This is a genomic window from Cypionkella sp. (assembly GCF_034376685.1).
Classification (GTDB): Bacteria; Pseudomonadota; Alphaproteobacteria; order Rhodobacterales; family Rhodobacteraceae; genus Cypionkella.
Genome location: NZ_JAXMJJ010000003.1, coordinates 48,566 through 63,719, shown reverse-complemented (window position 1 = coordinate 63,719; position 15,154 = coordinate 48,566). Strand labels below are relative to the sequence as shown.

Genomic DNA, 15,154 nt, shown 5'->3' with positions numbered 1-15,154 from the left:
AATCCTCAGGGGTGAGGCCGACAGGCCGAGGGGCAGAATGCCCCTTACTCACTGCGCGTAGATCGTGACCTCTGGCAAATCGGTCAACCCCAGCCCCAAAGCCCGGAACGCCGCCAGCGACAGCGAAGCAGCCCCCGTCCCCGGCAACAAATCCACCGCCACCGATGCGCCGCTTTCGGTCACCACCCGGCCCTTGGCCTTGGCGACCACCAGCGGCGATTTCACCCAAAGCCCCTGCTCGGCCGGGCTGCCCAAAGCCACCACGGCAGTCCCCAAAGCCCGCTCGCCGCCCGCAGGCTTCGCCGCCACAGCCGCCGCCCGCTCGGCCTCCGTGGTCTGATCCAGCGCAGCCGCCGAAGCGCCAACGCCGATCGCAGGCCGCGCCATCGGCGCCGCCGCAGCCTCAGGCGCGACCGGTTGTTTCATCGCAGCACAGCCCGAAAGCCCCAGCGCCACACTCATCAGGATCAAAGCTTTTTGCATCATGCCCGCAGGATACCGTGGCGCGTCCCAACCCGCAACCGTCGCATTCCACCTTGCCGACCGCCCGCCGCGCGCCTACCTTAACGCTATGACCGAGTTGCCCCTCATCGACCCCTTCGCCCGCGCGATTTCCTATCTGCGCGTCTCGGTGACCGACCGCTGCGATTTCCGCTGCGCTTATTGCATGACCGAGCACATGACCTTCCTGCCGAAAGCCGAGTTGCTGACGCTGGAAGAACTCGACCGTTTGTGCAGCAATTTTGTGGCCTTAGGCGTCGAAAAACTGCGCATCACCGGCGGCGAACCCTTGGTCCGCAAAGGCATCATGACGTTCTTCGAGTCGATGTCCCGCCATCTCAACTCCGGCGCGCTGAAAGAACTCACCCTCACCACCAACGGCTCGCAACTGCGCAAATACGCCGCCGAGCTCGCCGCCTGCGGTGTCAAACGCATCAACGTCTCGCTCGACACCCTCAATGCGCAGAAATTCGCCGAGATCACCCGCTGGGGTCGCCTTGCGCAAGTGCTGGACGGGATTGAGGCCGCGAAAGAAGCAGGCCTCAAGGTCAAGATCAACGCCGTGGCCCTGAAGGGCTTTAACGAGGATGAGCTTTTCAGCTTAACCGCTTGGTGTGCCGCCGAAAATCACGATCTCACCTTCATCGAAGTCATGCCGATGGGCGACATGGGCGAAGCTCAACGCATTGATCAATACTGGCCTCTGCGCGATCTGCGCGCGCAACTCGCCACCCGCTACACCCTACAAGACCTGCCCGACCACACCGGCGGCCCCGCCCGCTATGTCCGCATCACCGAGACCGGCCAGCGCGTCGGCTTCATCACGCCCTTGACCCATAACTTCTGCGAAAGCTGCAACCGCGTCCGCCTGACCTGCACCGGCGAGCTTTACATGTGCCTCGGTCAAGAAGACATGGCCGACCTGCGCGCGCCCCTGCGCGCCAGCCGCGATGACACCGCCCTGCGTGCAGCCATCCGCCACGCCATCAGTCACAAACCCAAGGGCCATGATTTCGACTACACAAGGCAAGTCGTCAAAGGCCAGATGACCCGGCACATGAGCCATACCGGCGGTTAAATCCGGTCCTCGGCAGGCGCAAACCGCGCCGCCATTGCCCCCACCAGCAGCGTCACCACTGCCAAAACCAAGCCCAGCACCGCCCAGATCAGGCCGCTGCCCGCCCCCAGCAGCGCCGCGATCACCGCACAGGCCGCCAGCCACGGCACCGCCAGCGCCAGCGCAAACCAGATCCGATACCGGCCACGCGGCTTGCCCGGCCCGACCAAAGCCTGCGCATAATCGCGGCCCTGACCTTCCACCACTCGCAAGGTCAGATAGGAATGGCCGTTGCGGAAAATCACATCAATCAACAGCTGCAACACCCGCAGATTGTCAAAATAGGCCAGATGCGCTGCCCCCGGATTGGGAAACACCAGACTGGGCACATGCACATTATCCACCTGATTGGCAAAGCTCTGCCGCCCGGTCGGTGAGGCCAGCGGCCCCGAGATCACATCCGCCTCATCCCAGAAATTGATCCAATGCACCCAAGGCTTGGCATGGCGCCCCGGATTAAGGCTGAACGGCGCTGTGGTGATATCGCCGCGCAGGGTCTCCACAACCCGCAGATAGCGATGCGATCCCGACCGCACCGTTTCGAAGAAATAATTGATCTTATCGATCGGGCTGCCCATCGTGATGAAATGGCTGATCAATTTCAGACAGACTGCCCCCGTCATGCCATCGGCCTTCTGCACCACCAGATTGCGCTTGCGCAGATCCAGCAGCGCGTCATGCGCCACCGAAGTGCCAAGCGAATGCGCCACCACCACAACCCGCTCACAGCGCCCCTGCGGATTTGGCTCGCCCAGCCCGTCGAGCACCCCGTCCGCCAACACATGCGCCATCAACCCCGAGGTGGTCTCGATCACCGCCGCCCTTGCGCGGTTTTTCTCGTTGGTTTCCTCATAGGTTGACCAGATTTCCACATCGCCCATGTAGTCGGTCAAGAACGCGACAAACCCCAAAGCCGTGGCCACCGTCGCCAGCACCGCCACCGCTTGCGACCAGCCGGGTTTCAGATACGCGGCCAGCGCTTGCCCGATCAGACTATCCGCCCCCAGAACGGCTGAGAATGCGCCCGCCTGCACCAGCGCCCAATGCGCCGCCCAGATCAGCCCCAGACCCGCCAGAACCAATCCCAACAGCATGCTGATCAGCACAGCGCCGTTCTGCCATTCCGTCTTGCGGTAATGCGCCCGCCAGGCCCGCGCCAAAGCCGTCAGCCGCGCCAGTTCCCCCTCTGCGAGATCCCGCTCTGCCAAAAAGGCCAAAAAGCCATCAAAACTGCCATCCGCGTCGCGGCGCTGAGCGTCCAGTTTGTCAAATCTGTCATAAAGTTGCAGCAAGTCCTGCCAGTCCTGCGTCTGTGCCCCGGCGGCATCCGGGCTTTGATCGCGCAAATCCGCCAAAGCCGCGCGCCGCAGACGGTGCAATTCCCGCCACGGCGCGCGCAAGGTGGTCAGCGGGCGAAACGCTTGTCGGGCAATCCATTTCAGCACACCAAACGCCGATTTCTGTCCCGCCATCAGCGGCGCCCAGTAGCTTTCATAAATCCGCACATCGCCAAAAGCCGCCCCGCCGTCTTTCGGCACCAGCTTGGCTTTCACAAAGGTCACCGCCCCGCCAGCCCCACTCCGACAGGGCTCCGACTCTGGCTTGATTTCGCGCAGACGCCCCAACGCCGCGCCCTCTGCGTCCAGAATCTCGCTTTCCAACACCTGATCCATCCGGTCAATCAGCCGCGCGCTTTCCTCATAGCGCCGCTGACTGCCCATGCCATGCACATAGATCACCGCCGTATAATTGCGCGGCTTCGGCGGTGTCGCGGTGGCGGTTTCAGAAACGCGTGCGGATTCCGGCATGAATGCACCATATGAAATATCTGACCAATGCCGCCTTCATAGCACAAATTCCGCAGTCACAAAACGCCCGCGCAGAAGGCAAAACAGCCTTCAAATTGCTCTTTTCAAAATACTCCCGCGCGGAGCGCTTCCGACATTTCAGCCCTCAAACCCCCGCCAGAACCGCCCCAATCGCCAGCGCGCTCGGCAAAGCCTGCACAAACAAGATCCGCCGCGAGGCCGTCGCCGCCCCGTAAATCCCGGCGATCAGCACGCAAGCCAAGAAAAACAACGCCACCTCACGCCCCTCAGACCCCAGCCACAAAGCCCACACCAATCCCGCCGCCAGAAATCCGTTGTAAAGCCCCTGATTGGCCGCCAGCACCTTGGTCGCCGCCGCAAATTCCGCCGAGGTGCCAAACACCGCCCGCGTCCGCGGCGCTTGCCACAGGAACATCTCCAGCACCAGAATATACACATGCAGCGCCGCAATCAGCGCGATCAGACCCGTCGCAATCATCCCAAAGCCCTTTCACAGTGGCAAAAATACTCCCGCCGGAGGCTCCCCTGGCGAAACCCTCCCGCACCTGTCAAAACCGCTGCCAGCCCCACCGCATCCCCCACTGCCCCCCGATGGCGGTGGGGTGGGTGGGTGGGAACCGCCTGAGGGGGGCAGTTCCTTACGCCGCAGGCATCCGCGCCTCGACCATCCCGGCATACCAGCTTGACCCAAACGGGATCGCATTGTCGTCAAAATTATAGGCCGGATGATGCACCATCGCCGTGTCACCATTGCCGACGAAAATATACGCCCCCGGCCGCTCCAGCAGCATGAAGCTGAAATCCTCGGCTCCCATCAACGGCGGCGTATCGGTATTCACCTGCCCCGAAACCGCCCGCGCCACGTCCGCCGCATATTCGGTATTTTCCACCGCATTCACCGTCACCGGATAGCCGCGCTGATAGTCGACCTGCGCCACCGCGCCCAAAGCCTGCGCCGTGCCCTCCGCAATCGCCTTCACCCGGCCCTCAACATAATCCTGCACGCCGAAATCCATTGTCCGCACCGTGCCTTTCATCTTCACCACCTGCGGGATCACGTTATGTGCGGTGCTGTCCGTCGCCACCGTGCAGACCGAAACCACCACCTGCTTCAACGGGTCCACGCCGCGAGACGCAATCGTCTGCAACGCCACGATGATATGCGCGACCACCACAGTGGTATCAATGCAGTCATGCGGCTTGGCGGCATGGCCACCCTTCCCCGTCACCACAATCTCAAACTGATCCGCCGCCGCCATCATCGCACCCGGACGAATGGCAAAATGCCCCACCGGAATCCCCGGCATGTTGTGCATGCCATACACCTCTTGGATGCCCCAACGGTCCATCATGCCATCGGCGCACATCTCGCGGCCACCGCCGCCGCCCTCTTCCGCAGGTTGGAAAATCAACACCGCCGTGCCGTCAAAATTCCGCGTCTCCGCCAGATATTTCGCAGCCCCTAGCAGCATCGAGGTATGGCCGTCATGCCCGCAAGCATGCATCTTCCCCGGCACTTTGCTGGCATAAGCCACCCCGGTCTGCTCGATAATCGGCAAAGCATCCATATCCGCCCGCAAGCCGATCACCCGGCCGGACGTATCGGTTTTGCCTTTGATAACAACCACAACCCCGGTGCGCCCGATGCCCTCGGTCACCTCATCGCAGCCGAACTCCCGGCACAATTCCGCCACGCGGCCCGCGGTGCGATGCACCTCAAACAGCAACTCGGGGTTCTCGTGGAAATCCTGCCGCCATCCGGCGATCTCGGGCAGCATCTCGGCAAATCGGTTCTTTACGGGCATGACGGCTCTCCTTTTGCGTGCAGCCTGAGCCAATCCTGCCCGCGCTGCAACCCCTCAGCCGCGCGCCTCGACCATCCCCGCCAACCATGCCGCGCCATAGGGCAGCCCCGCATCGTTGAACGCATAGGCCGGATGATGCAGCAAAGCCCCGTCGCCATTGCCGACAAACATGAACGCCCCCGGCACCCTGTTCAGAAATTCCGAGAAATCCTCCGACACCATCATCGGCGCCACATCGCCCTCAACCACCCCAGACAGCCCCCGCGCCACCGCCAACGCATGCGCAACACAAGCCGCATCATTCACCGTCGCAGGCGCATCGCGCAGATAATCTACCACAGCCTCCCCACCATGCGCCTGTGCAATTCCCAGAACCACAGCCCGCAAACGGTCCTCCACCAAATCCTGAACCGAGACTTCAAACGTCCGGACCGTTCCCGTCAACACCACCCGCCCCGGCACAACACAAGCCCCCGACCCATCGCTCGCCACGGTCGAGACCGCCAACACCGCAGGCTTCAACGGATCAACATTGCGTGCGACCACCGTCTGCAACGCCACCAACACATGCCCCGCGATCATCACCGGGTCGAGCGCCAGATGCGGTTGCGCCGCATGGCCACCGCGTCCGGTAATCTCAATCGAAAACATATCCGCCGCCGCCATGATCGGCCCCGGACGTGAGGCATACGCCCCCACCGCCAGCCCCGGCATGTTGTGCAAAGCGTAAACCTCATCCAGCGGATAGCGCGCCAAAAACCCCTCGGCCAACATCGCCCGCGCCCCGCCGCCCGCCTCCTCACCGGGTTGAAAAATCAACACCGCCTGCCCCGCGAAATCCCGCGAACCAGCCAGATATTTCGCCGCCGCCAGCAGCATCGCCGTATGCCCGTCATGGCCACAAGCGTGCATCACCCCCGGAACCTCCGACGCGAACTCCAGCCCAGACGCCTCAGAAATAGGCAAAGCATCCATATCCGCCCGCAGCCCAATCCGCCGACCCGGACCTTTGCCATTGATTACGGCGACAACCCCGGTGCCGCTCCACCCTGTCTCGACCACATCGCAGTCAAAGCCGCGCAGCAGCTCCGCCACCCGCGCCGCCGTGCGGTGCTCGGCAAAACTCAATTCAGGATGCGCATGAAAATCCCGCCGCCACGCCACCGCTTCCGGTAATAACGCTTCAATCGCCGCCAGCATTGCGCCCCCTCAGGAAAACTTCCGCCGCGCATCCAGCGCCAGCCCCGTACCGACCGAGCCAAGCATATCCCCGGTGGCAATCGCAACCCCCGGCAGCGCCGCCTGCACGCACCCCCGCAGCACCGGCAGACCCGACGAACCCCCGGTCATAAACACCGTGCCAATATCGCCAACGCCGACCCCCGCCTGCGAAAGCACCGCCCCCAGCCGCTCGGAAATCCGCTCCACCAGCGGCAGCACCGCCGCCTCAAAGGCATCGCGCCGCAGCATCGGGTTCGGCCCGCCGGTCAGCGCAGAGATTTGCAACCGCACCACCTCTTGATCCGAAAGCGAGATCTTCGCCGCCTCTACCGCCATCGCCACCGCATGACCCTGCCGCTCGGCGATCACCTTCATCAACCGATCCAGCAATTCCGGCCGATCAATCTCACGCCGAAACGCCTTCAAATCCGCGAGGCAGCGCTGGGTATATAGCATGTTGATCCGGTGCCAGGTCGCCAGATCGAGGAAATAATGGTTCGGCATCAGCCCCTTGCCGTGCTTGGTCGTGGCCTTGTAGCCCAGATGCGGCATCACTTCCGCCAGACTCAGAAACCGGTCAAAATCGGTACCGCCCACACGGATACCGTCATTGGCCAGAATATCCCCCGCTCGATCCGCCGCCCGCGCCCGTTCCGGCGATACCCGCACGATGGAAAAGTCCGAGGTACCGCCGCCAATATCGACGATCAGCACCAGTTCTTCGCGCGCAATGCCCTGCTCATACTGCAAGGCCGCCGCAATCGGTTCATACTGAAACGACACCTCACGAAAGCCCAAAGCCTTCGCGATTTCCTCCAGCGCCGTCTGCGCCTTCAAATCCCCGGCCTCATCGCCATCGACGAAATGCACAGGCCTCCCCAAAACCACCCGATCCGCCCCCGGCGCATGTTCCCGCAGTACGCCAACCATATGCCGCATGAACCGCGTCAGAACCTCACGGAACGACACCGCGCGCGACCCCACCGCCGTGCGCTCATCAATCATCCCCGAGCCGAGCGTGCTTTTCAGCCCCCGCATCAGCCGCCCCTCGTCGCCGCGCAAATAGGCCGCAATCGCCGCCCGGCCAAACTCCGGCGCGCCGCCGTCCTGCTCCCAGAACACCGCCGATGGCAACGTCGCCGCCTGATCTTCCAAAGCGATCAGCCAAGCGCGGTCTTCATCCGCCAGCGAGACCGTCGAGTTCGAGGTGCCAAAGTCGATCCCACAAAACAGCGTCATAGCAGCCCCCGAGCGTTCGCAAAACGCGCGGTGTAGCGATGCGGACAGCCGATGTAAAGCCGCGCTCAAATGTTAAGAAAGCGTGAACGGAGCAGGCCTAAGCCGTTGATTTCGCACAAATCACGGCCCTGTCCACACGCGGACAGATCGAAAACCCTTAGCCTAGAATCGCCAGAACGTAATTCTGCGTCTCATTGTAGGGCGGCACCCCACCATGCTTTTCAACCGCCAGCGGACCAGCATTGTAAGCTGCCAAGGCCAGCTTCCAGGTCCCGAAGCGATCATACATCATCCGCAGATACCGCGCCCCGCCCTCAAGGTTTTCCCCCGGATCGTTGATATCCACGCCCAGATGCGCCGCCGTCCCCGGCATCAGTTGCGCCAGCCCGGTGGCCCCCTTGACCGACACAGCCCCGCTATTCCAGCCGCTTTCCTGCTGCACCAGCCGCAAGAACACATCCTCGGGCACGCCATGCTTGCGGGCGGCAGCGCGGGCAACCTCAAGGTATGCCCCCTTATACTTGCCGCTGAACCGCCGCACCGGCCCACCCGTGCCAGCCTTGTCGTCGTCCTTGTTATAGTTCGGCTTCAACCGCTTCGAGCCATCATACTCAACCGCCAGCCGGCCATCCAGCAGCGCCATCTGCGATTTCAGCACGCTGGCGCGGTTCTTCTTGCCGCTCAGCTTCAAAGCCTCAGCCTCAACAGCCGCAGGCGCAGCCAAAGCCAAACCCGCCGCCACAACAATCTTTAGAAGCAACGGCGCAAATCGCATGCAAACCCTGTCATCAGCCTGACCCAAATCTCGCGGCACTATACCGGATTTCGCATCAAGTTCCAGCGCCGAGATCGCATCGGCAAACCGCCGCCATCTGCACCACGCAGCCCGGTTGCGGGCCGGATGGGGGCAGTCTATAGAATTTGTTAACCAGCCTCGGCGATGCTCGCAGGCAACAACGGAATCAGGAGGCTGTGATGGCAGGCGTGAACAAGGTGATCATCGTCGGAAATCTGGGGCGCGACCCGGAAGTGCGCAACTTTCCCAACGGCGGCAAAGTGGTGAACCTGCGCATCGCCACCTCGGAAACCTGGCGTGACAAGCAATCGGGCGAACGCAAAGAGCGCACCGAATGGCACTCCGTCGCGATTTTCAACGAGGCTTTGGGCAAGATTGCCGAGCAATACCTGCGCAAAGGCTCCACCGTCTACATCGAGGGCCAGCTGGAAACCCGCAAATGGCAGGACCAATCCGGCGCAGATCGCTACACCACCGAAATCGTGCTGCGCCAGTTCCGCGGTGAGCTGACCTTGCTTGGCGGTCGCGATGGCGGCGGTGCAGGCGGTGGCGGTGGCGGCGGTGATGATGATCGCGGCCGCTATGAAGATCAGGGCGGCGGTTCGGGTGGTGGCGGCGCATCGGGCGGCGGCTATAGCCGCGGCGGTGGCTACGGTGGCGGCAATGCGGGCGGTGGCGGTGGTGGCGGCCGTTCGGATCTCGACGACGAAATCCCGTTCTGATTGCTGCGCTGACCGGATAAACCAACCCAATGTCCAGCGCCATGCGCAGTCGCGCAGTTGATGTCCTGAAGCTGTCCCTGGCTTTCATGGTCGTCGGCATCCACGCAAATCCCTTCGCCCCGCTGGGGCGAACCGCGATACTGTTGACCGGCGATGGCCTGTTTCGGCTGGGCGTGCCGATTTTCTTGCTGTTCAACGGCTATTTTCTGCATGCCGCCGTGATGCAACGCCGCGGCTGGGGTTATGTGAAACACGCGGCCCAACTTTATGCGCTGTGGATGCTGCTGTATCTGCCGCTGTATTGGCCCCTGCTTGTTGCGCGCGGGCCGTGGCAGAACCTGCGCACGCTGCTGTTTGGCTATTGGCACCTGTGGTATCTGGCCGGGATGGTGATGGCGGCGGCACTGATCGTGGCGATCTCGCGCTGGTCTGGCCGCGCGCTGGTCTGGGTCTTGGCGCTCAGCTTTCTGGGCGGCATCGGCGTGACCTATGGCATGGCGTTTGATCTGATCGCGCCGAACAAACGGATTTTTTCCGACCCGCTTCTGGCCAACCGCAATCCGCTGCTCCTGTGCCTTCCCTTCATGCTGGCGGGCTTTCTGATCGCGCGCGACAACGTCGCGGATCGGCTGCGCTTGGGCTGGCTTCAGGCTGCCGCCGTGCTGGGGGTTGCCTTGGTGCTGGCCGAATCGCTGCTGCTGGCGCGGTTTGCGCTGAAAGGTGTCGCGCATGACAGCATGATCGCCTTGGGGCTGGCCGCCCCCGCTTTGATGGTGCTGGCGCTGAAATGGCCCGGAACGCTGGCCACCCGCGCGCTCAGCGATTACGCTTCGGGGATATACTTTATCCACGTCGCCTTTTGCGCGCTGCTGTTCCGTTTCACCGATTTCGGCCGCCCGCTGATCTATGCCTATGCCGTGGCAGGCTCGGTGCTGCTGACCTGGGGGATTCGGCGCGCCGGGCTGGCGCGACGCTTGCTTTGATCCGGCAAACGCTGCCCATTGGCCCTTCGCGGCGGAAATGGATTTCCAGCACTGGACCTTTGCCATCCATTCCCTATATAATTACTCAACTAACCGCGCGAGAATGCCATGAACCAGCCGCTGGACCAGATCGAGGGCGCACCCTTGATCCGCCCGTCTTCGACCGAACATCCGTTGTACGAGCAGATCGTCGAGGCCTGCCGCACGGTCTATGACCCGGAAATTCCGGTGAACATCTATGATCTGGGTTTGGTCTATACCATTGATATTTCGCCCGAAAACGCGGTCGAGATCCTGATGACCCTGACCGCCCCCGGCTGCCCGGTGGCAGGTGAGATGCCCGGCTGGGTGCAGGACGCGGTGGAACCCGTCGCAGGCGTGAAAGAGGTCAAGGTCGGCATGACCTTTGATCCGCCTTGGGGCATGGAGATGATGTCGGACGAGGCGCGGCTGGAACTGGGCTTCATGTAACGCCCGCGCGCAAGGCCGCGCACTCTAACGCCCTTGCGTGGGCCGCGCCTTCTAACGCCCTTGCGGGACGCCTGCTGTAATCCTATCTTTGCTGCATAGCTTAAAGGACCAACCTCATGTTCGGTATTCCCGGCAAAGCCGCCGTCACTCTGACCCCGATCGCCGCCAAGCAAATTGCGCGGCTGATGCAGAAACAAGGCTCGCAGGGGCTGCGTATTGGCATCAAAAAAGGTGGCTGCGCGGGGATGGAATACACCATGGATTATGTGGCGGAAGCCAATCCGATGGACGAAGTGGTCGAACAGGACGGCGCACGGGTGCTGATCGCACCGATGGCGCAGATGTTCCTGTTTGGCACGCAGATTGATTACGAGAGCGATCTTTTGCACGCGGGCTTCAAGTTCAACAACCCCAACGTGGCGGAAGCCTGCGGTTGCGGCGAAAGCATCAAGTTCAAAGACGCCTGATCTGGCGGTTTGTGGCCTGATCCCGGTGATCTGATCGCGCGGCGTGCCGCCGCAAGCCCCTTGAGCGCTTGCGCGCGGTTGGCGCTGGATGCAGCGTTGCGGCTGGGTTTGATCCCCCGTGTTTGCTGTGCTGTTGGGTGAAGTTTGAGTATTTTCAAAAGAGCAAGGGCTAGGGCCTTTCCCTTCACTGCAGGCTTCGCTAACCCTTTGTCCAACATTGGGAGGATGCGATGAAAAAGCTGGCCGCGGGCAACTGGAAAATGAATGGCAACCGGGCGGCTTTGGCCGAAGTTACAGCCCTTCTGGCGGCACATCCTGCCCCGGCCTGTGACATGCTGCTCTGCCCCCCCACCACGTTGCTGGCAGAGATGGCGGCGCTGGCCGCCGGATCTGCGCTGCATGTCGGCGGTCAGGATTGCCACCCGAACGCGTCTGGCGCGCATACTGGCGATATTTCCGCCGCAATGCTGGTGGATGCGGGCGCAAGCCATGTGATCCTTGGCCATTCCGAACGCCGCGCCGATCATGGCGAAACCGACGCTTTGGTGCTGGCCAAGGCCGAAGCCGCCATCGCAGCCGGTCTGATCGCCGTGGTGTGCTTGGGCGAGACCGAAGCGCAGCGCGATGCCGACGAAACCCTTGCGGTGATCGGCGCGCAACTGGACGGCTCGGTTCCTCACAATGCCACCGCCGCCAATCTTGTGCTGGCTTACGAGCCGGTCTGGGCGATCGGCACCGGGCGCACGCCCACGCTGGAGCAAATAGCCGAGGTTCACGCCTTTCTGCGCACCCGCCTCACCGGTCGTATCGGCACAGCGGCCGCTGGCGTGCGTCTGCTCTACGGCGGCTCGGTGAAACCCTCGAACGCCGCCGAGATCTTCGCGGTGCCGGATGTCGATGGTGCTTTGGTCGGCGGAGCCAGCCTGAAGGCCGCCGATTTCGGTGCGATTGTCAGCGCCCTCGCCGCAGCCTGACCTGCGCGCGTCGCGGACGGATCAGCCCGCGTACACCTGCCCCGCTAGATTGAGCCGATGACCGTGCAAATCACCAACCCCGCCGCACCCGCGCCAAATCTTCTGGCCGCCAATCTGATCTGCATGGCCTCCAGGCTGATCTGGGCGGCGGGCTTGCCTGCGGCCGATCTGATCATCCCGCTGCTGCCTGCGGATCAGTTGAGCGCTTTGCGGATGGCATTGGCCGCCTTGGCGCTGCTTCCGGTCTGGGCGCTGATGGAGGGGCCGGGCGCTTTAACCCGCGTCAACTGGCTGAAAGGCATTGCCGTGGGCAGCCTGATCGGGCTTGGCGCATGGTTTCTGGTGCAAGGTCAGGCACGCGGCGGTGCTGTGACCGCAGCGGTGATCTCGGCCACCCTTCCCGTCGTCGGCATCGCGCTTGAGGTCGTGCTGGATGGCCGCAAACTGAAACCGGCGCTGATCATCGGGCTGCTGTTGTCGCTGGTTGGCGGCATGCTGGCGCTGGATTTCAAGGCTGGCGGGATGTCCTTGGGCTTCGGCGCCCTGCTCTGCTTCGGCTCGGTGGTGTCCTTTGCTTTAGGCTCGCGGCTGACCGTCACCGCCTTTCCTGGTCTTTCGCCAATTGGTCGCACCGCCCTTACGATTTCCGGCGCGGCAATTGCGGTCTCGACCGTCGCGGCTTTGGGTATTGCGGCTGGCACCCCACCGCCTGAATTCAGTGGCTGGGGCTGGAACGAACTTGCGGCCCTGCTGATTTTCTCGGTCGGATCCCTAGGGATCAGCCAACTGATGTGGATCATGTCGGTCGAGAAACTCGGCATCGGCCTGTCCGGGCTGCATATCAACGCCGCCCCCTTCTACGTCATGATCATCCTGTTCCTGCTGGGGGGGCGCTGGGATTGGGGTCAGGCCGCCGCCGCTGGCCTCGTCGCCGTGGGCGTGCTGATCGCCCAAGGCATCATTCCGTTAGGGCGTCGTCGCGCATGAAAACTCTGCACCAATCCCCGCTTGATCCCGCCTTCGTGCAAAACCCCTATCCGTTCTATGAGACCGCCCGCGCGGCAGGTCCGTTCTTTCACTGGGCCGAATACGGCATGGCCTGCACCGGCAATGCCGCAGCCGTCAGTGCGATTTTCCGCGACCGCCGCTTTGGCCGTGAAGCCCCTGCGGAGCTCGCGCCAAAAATCCCCGACCATCTGAAACCGTTCTATGCGGTCGAAGCTCATTCGATGCTGGAGCTGGAACCGCCCCGCCACACCCGCCTGCGCGGTCTGGTGCTGCGCGCCTTCACCTCGCGCCGCATCGCCGCTTTGCAGCCCGAGATCGAGGCCCTGACCCACCAGCTGATCGACGACTTTCCCGCTGGCCCGTTCGATTTGCTGGCGCATTTTGGCCAAAAGCTGCCGGTGATCATCATCGCCCGCCTGCTGGGTGTGCCGGAATCCATGTCGAATAACCTGCTCAAATGGTCCAACGCCATGGTCGGCATGTATATGGCTGGCCGCGACCGTGCCCGCGAAGACCGCGCGATTGCCGCAACCGAGGCGTTCGTCGCCTTCCTGCGGCAGTATGTCGAAGCCCGCCGCCAAGACCCGCGTGACGATCTGATCACGTCGCTGATCGCCGCCGAAGAAGCCGGTGAGAAGCTGACCACCGATGAGCTGATCACCACCTGCATCCTTTTGCTGAACGCAGGCCATGAGGCCACCGTCCACACCATCGGCAATGGCGTGAAAACCCTGCTGCAAACCGGCAATACCGTCACTCCCGAGAATGCCGAAACCTGCGTTGAGGAAATCCTGCGCTTCGATCCCGCTTTGCATATGTTCACCCGCTGGGCCTATGAAGACATCGAGGTGATGGGCCACACCTTCCATCGCGGCGATCAGGTGGCGCTGCTGCTGGCTGCCGCCAACCGCGACCCCGGCCTCTGGGAGAAACCTGCGCAGTTCCAACCGAACCGCCCGGTCAAACCGCATACCAGCTTCGGCGCAGGCCTGCATTTCTGCGTCGGTGCCCCGCTTGCCCGGCTGGAGTTGCAAGCCGCCCTGCCGATCCTGTTCCAACGCTTGCCGAAACTGCGACTGGTGGAGGCGCCGGTCTACGGCGATGTCTATCACTTCCACGGTCTGACCAAATTGATGGTTCAGGCAGACTAGGGGCCAGCCCCTCGCCTTTCAGGCTCACCCCGAAGTATTTAGACCAGTATGAAAGCCCTTTCACATTGGCCGAAATATTCTCAGGGGGTGAGGCGAAGCCGAGGGGGCAGAATGCCCCCTGAAATTCGTTCTGTTGAATTTCGCCTTGGTTACAGCGGCAACACCGTGGTCGCCTTGATCTCTTCCATGCTCAAAAGCGCCGTCACGTTGTAGATCTTCACTTCCGAGATCAGCGCCTGATAAAACGTGTCATAGGCCCGCGCGTTCTTCACCCGCACCTTCAGGATATAGTCGATATCGCCCGCCAAGCGATGCGCCTCCAGCACCTCGGGACGGCTGCGCAGCACCTGCAAGAATTTGCGCTGCCAGTCGGCTTCATGCTCGGAGGTGCGGATCAGCACGAAAAAACACGCCTCCAGCCCCAAGCTTTCGGCATCCAGCAACGCGGTCTGCTTCAGGATCACCCCCTGCTCGCGCATCCGCCGGATCCGGTTCCACACCGGGGTTTTCGACGAGCCCACCTTGCGGGCGATTTCATCCAACGACTGCTCGGCATCCTCTTGCAACTCGGCAAGAATTTTCCGATCCAACTCATCCAACTGGGCCGCCATTCGCCAGACACCTTGCTTTGCAGAAATTCATTCCATTCCGCCAGACTATCGGAACATTCTTCCTTATCCGCAAGGGGGACTGGCGAAAACAGGGGAAAATATCCTATATTGGGCAGGTAAAACCACTGGATTGCCCCATGACCCGCGCGCTCGCCCCTCTGCCAGCATCCGTCAACCGCCGCACCACCCTTGCGGGCTGCCGCGTGATCCATTACCGCGTCGCGCCTATGCGCGCAGCCGCCGCACTGAACACATTCGC

General features: G+C 62.5%; 16 protein-coding genes. 8 read left to right on the top strand and 8 right to left on the bottom strand.

What is annotated here, in order from left to right; translation table 11 throughout:
- Positions 1-48: 48 nt before the first annotated feature.
- On the bottom strand, positions 49-483 hold the full coding sequence (locus U1A24_RS01405) for a hypothetical protein (RefSeq protein ID WP_322320211.1): 435 nt from the start codon (positions 481-483) through the stop codon (positions 49-51).
- An 88-nt stretch (positions 484-571) separates the two neighbouring features.
- Here U1A24_RS01405 and moaA point away from each other — a divergent pair, with 88 nt between their 5' ends.
- Entirely contained in the window at positions 572-1,579 is a 1,008-nt protein-coding gene (gene moaA / locus U1A24_RS01400; RefSeq protein WP_322320210.1) for a GTP 3',8-cyclase MoaA, read from the top strand.
- Here the strand turns inward: moaA and U1A24_RS01395 are convergent.
- The 6 genes from U1A24_RS01395 to U1A24_RS01370 all read right to left on the bottom strand — a co-directional run bounded on the left by U1A24_RS01395 (position 1,576) and on the right by U1A24_RS01370 (position 8,487).
- A complete protein-coding gene (locus U1A24_RS01395) occupies positions 1,576-3,426 on the bottom strand; it encodes a hypothetical protein (RefSeq protein ID WP_322320209.1) in 1,851 nt (616 codons plus the stop codon). The two genes, moaA and U1A24_RS01395, sit on opposite strands and share 4 nt — an antisense overlap.
- A 145-nt stretch (positions 3,427-3,571) precedes the next feature.
- Positions 3,572-3,925: a DUF1304 domain-containing protein gene (locus tag U1A24_RS01390; protein ID WP_322320208.1), complete on the bottom strand. Its 354-nt coding sequence runs from the start codon at positions 3,923-3,925 to the stop codon at positions 3,572-3,574.
- A gap of 160 nt (positions 3,926-4,085) precedes the next feature.
- A complete protein-coding gene (locus U1A24_RS01385) occupies positions 4,086-5,252 on the bottom strand; it encodes a M20 aminoacylase family protein (protein ID WP_322320207.1) in 1,167 nt (388 codons plus the stop codon).
- A 54-nt stretch (positions 5,253-5,306) separates the two neighbouring features.
- Entirely contained in the window at positions 5,307-6,452 is a 1,146-nt protein-coding gene (locus tag U1A24_RS01380) for an amidohydrolase (RefSeq protein ID WP_322320206.1), read from the bottom strand.
- Positions 6,453-6,461: 9 nt separating this feature from the next.
- Entirely contained in the window at positions 6,462-7,712 is a 1,251-nt protein-coding gene (locus U1A24_RS01375) for an Hsp70 family protein (RefSeq protein ID WP_322320205.1), read from the bottom strand.
- Between the two features lie 157 nt (positions 7,713-7,869).
- Positions 7,870-8,487: a lytic transglycosylase domain-containing protein gene (locus U1A24_RS01370; protein WP_416173444.1), complete on the bottom strand. Its 618-nt coding sequence runs from the start codon at positions 8,485-8,487 to the stop codon at positions 7,870-7,872.
- A 200-nt stretch (positions 8,488-8,687) separates the two neighbouring features.
- Here U1A24_RS01370 and ssb point away from each other — a divergent pair, with 200 nt between their 5' ends.
- The 7 genes from ssb to U1A24_RS01335 all read left to right on the top strand — a co-directional run bounded on the left by ssb (position 8,688) and on the right by U1A24_RS01335 (position 14,284).
- Positions 8,688-9,230 carry a single-stranded DNA-binding protein gene (ssb, locus tag U1A24_RS01365; protein WP_322320203.1) on the top strand — a complete coding sequence of 181 codons (543 nt, stop codon included), beginning with the start codon at positions 8,688-8,690 and terminating at the stop codon, positions 9,228-9,230.
- Between the two features lie 29 nt (positions 9,231-9,259).
- Positions 9,260-10,213 carry an acyltransferase family protein gene (locus tag U1A24_RS01360; protein WP_322320202.1) on the top strand — a complete coding sequence of 318 codons (954 nt, stop codon included), beginning with the start codon at positions 9,260-9,262 and terminating at the stop codon, positions 10,211-10,213.
- A 108-nt stretch (positions 10,214-10,321) separates the two neighbouring features.
- Positions 10,322-10,684 (top strand): SUF system Fe-S cluster assembly protein, encoded by a 363-nt coding sequence (locus U1A24_RS01355; RefSeq protein WP_322320201.1) that lies wholly within the window; start codon positions 10,322-10,324, stop codon positions 10,682-10,684.
- 116 nt (positions 10,685-10,800) lie between these two features.
- Positions 10,801-11,151 (top strand): iron-sulfur cluster assembly accessory protein, encoded by a 351-nt coding sequence (locus U1A24_RS01350; protein ID WP_322320200.1) that lies wholly within the window; start codon positions 10,801-10,803, stop codon positions 11,149-11,151.
- A gap of 230 nt (positions 11,152-11,381) precedes the next feature.
- Entirely contained in the window at positions 11,382-12,125 is a 744-nt protein-coding gene (gene tpiA / locus U1A24_RS01345) for a triose-phosphate isomerase (RefSeq protein WP_322320199.1), read from the top strand.
- Between the two features lie 57 nt (positions 12,126-12,182).
- Positions 12,183-13,112, top strand: a complete 930-nt coding sequence (locus U1A24_RS01340) for a DMT family transporter (protein ID WP_322320198.1) — start codon at positions 12,183-12,185, stop codon at positions 13,110-13,112.
- Complete coding sequence (locus tag U1A24_RS01335; RefSeq protein WP_322320197.1) at positions 13,109-14,284, top strand: cytochrome P450; 1,176 nt, start codon at positions 13,109-13,111, stop codon at positions 14,282-14,284. The genes U1A24_RS01340 and U1A24_RS01335 overlap by 4 nt, the downstream gene beginning before the upstream one ends.
- Positions 14,285-14,433: 149 nt before the next feature.
- Here U1A24_RS01335 and U1A24_RS01330 read toward each other — a convergent pair whose 3' ends face one another.
- Complete coding sequence (locus U1A24_RS01330) at positions 14,434-14,895, bottom strand: Lrp/AsnC family transcriptional regulator (protein ID WP_054004843.1); 462 nt, start codon at positions 14,893-14,895, stop codon at positions 14,434-14,436.
- Positions 14,896-15,154 lie beyond the last annotated feature (259 nt).

Excerpts from the sequence above, each read along its gene's own strand:
- U1A24_RS01355 (WP_322320201.1), top strand. The coding sequence starts at position 10,322 with ATGAACCAGCCGCTGGACCAGATCGAGGGCGCACCCTTGATCCGCCCG.
- U1A24_RS01380 (WP_322320206.1), bottom strand. The coding sequence starts at position 6,452 with ATGCTGGCGGCGATTGAAGCGTTATTACCGGAAGCGGTGGCGTGGCGG.
- U1A24_RS01370 (WP_416173444.1), bottom strand. The coding sequence starts at position 8,487 with ATGCGATTTGCGCCGTTGCTTCTAAAGATTGTTGTGGCGGCGGGTTTG.
- U1A24_RS01330 (WP_054004843.1), bottom strand. The coding sequence starts at position 14,895 with ATGGCGGCCCAGTTGGATGAGTTGGATCGGAAAATTCTTGCCGAGTTG.
- U1A24_RS01395 (WP_322320209.1), bottom strand. The coding sequence starts at position 3,426 with ATGCCGGAATCCGCACGCGTTTCTGAAACCGCCACCGCGACACCGCCG.
- tpiA (WP_322320199.1), top strand. The coding sequence starts at position 11,382 with ATGAAAAAGCTGGCCGCGGGCAACTGGAAAATGAATGGCAACCGGGCG.
- moaA (WP_322320210.1), top strand. The coding sequence starts at position 572 with ATGACCGAGTTGCCCCTCATCGACCCCTTCGCCCGCGCGATTTCCTAT.
- U1A24_RS01350 (WP_322320200.1), top strand. The coding sequence starts at position 10,801 with ATGTTCGGTATTCCCGGCAAAGCCGCCGTCACTCTGACCCCGATCGCC.
- U1A24_RS01385 (WP_322320207.1), bottom strand. The coding sequence starts at position 5,252 with ATGCCCGTAAAGAACCGATTTGCCGAGATGCTGCCCGAGATCGCCGGA.
- U1A24_RS01340 (WP_322320198.1), top strand. The coding sequence starts at position 12,183 with ATGACCGTGCAAATCACCAACCCCGCCGCACCCGCGCCAAATCTTCTG.
- U1A24_RS01375 (WP_322320205.1), bottom strand. The coding sequence starts at position 7,712 with ATGACGCTGTTTTGTGGGATCGACTTTGGCACCTCGAACTCGACGGTC.
- U1A24_RS01390 (WP_322320208.1), bottom strand. The coding sequence starts at position 3,925 with ATGATTGCGACGGGTCTGATCGCGCTGATTGCGGCGCTGCATGTGTAT.
- U1A24_RS01335 (WP_322320197.1), top strand. The coding sequence starts at position 13,109 with ATGAAAACTCTGCACCAATCCCCGCTTGATCCCGCCTTCGTGCAAAAC.
- U1A24_RS01360 (WP_322320202.1), top strand. The coding sequence starts at position 9,260 with ATGTCCAGCGCCATGCGCAGTCGCGCAGTTGATGTCCTGAAGCTGTCC.
- ssb (WP_322320203.1), top strand. The coding sequence starts at position 8,688 with ATGGCAGGCGTGAACAAGGTGATCATCGTCGGAAATCTGGGGCGCGAC.
- U1A24_RS01405 (WP_322320211.1), bottom strand. The coding sequence starts at position 483 with ATGCAAAAAGCTTTGATCCTGATGAGTGTGGCGCTGGGGCTTTCGGGC.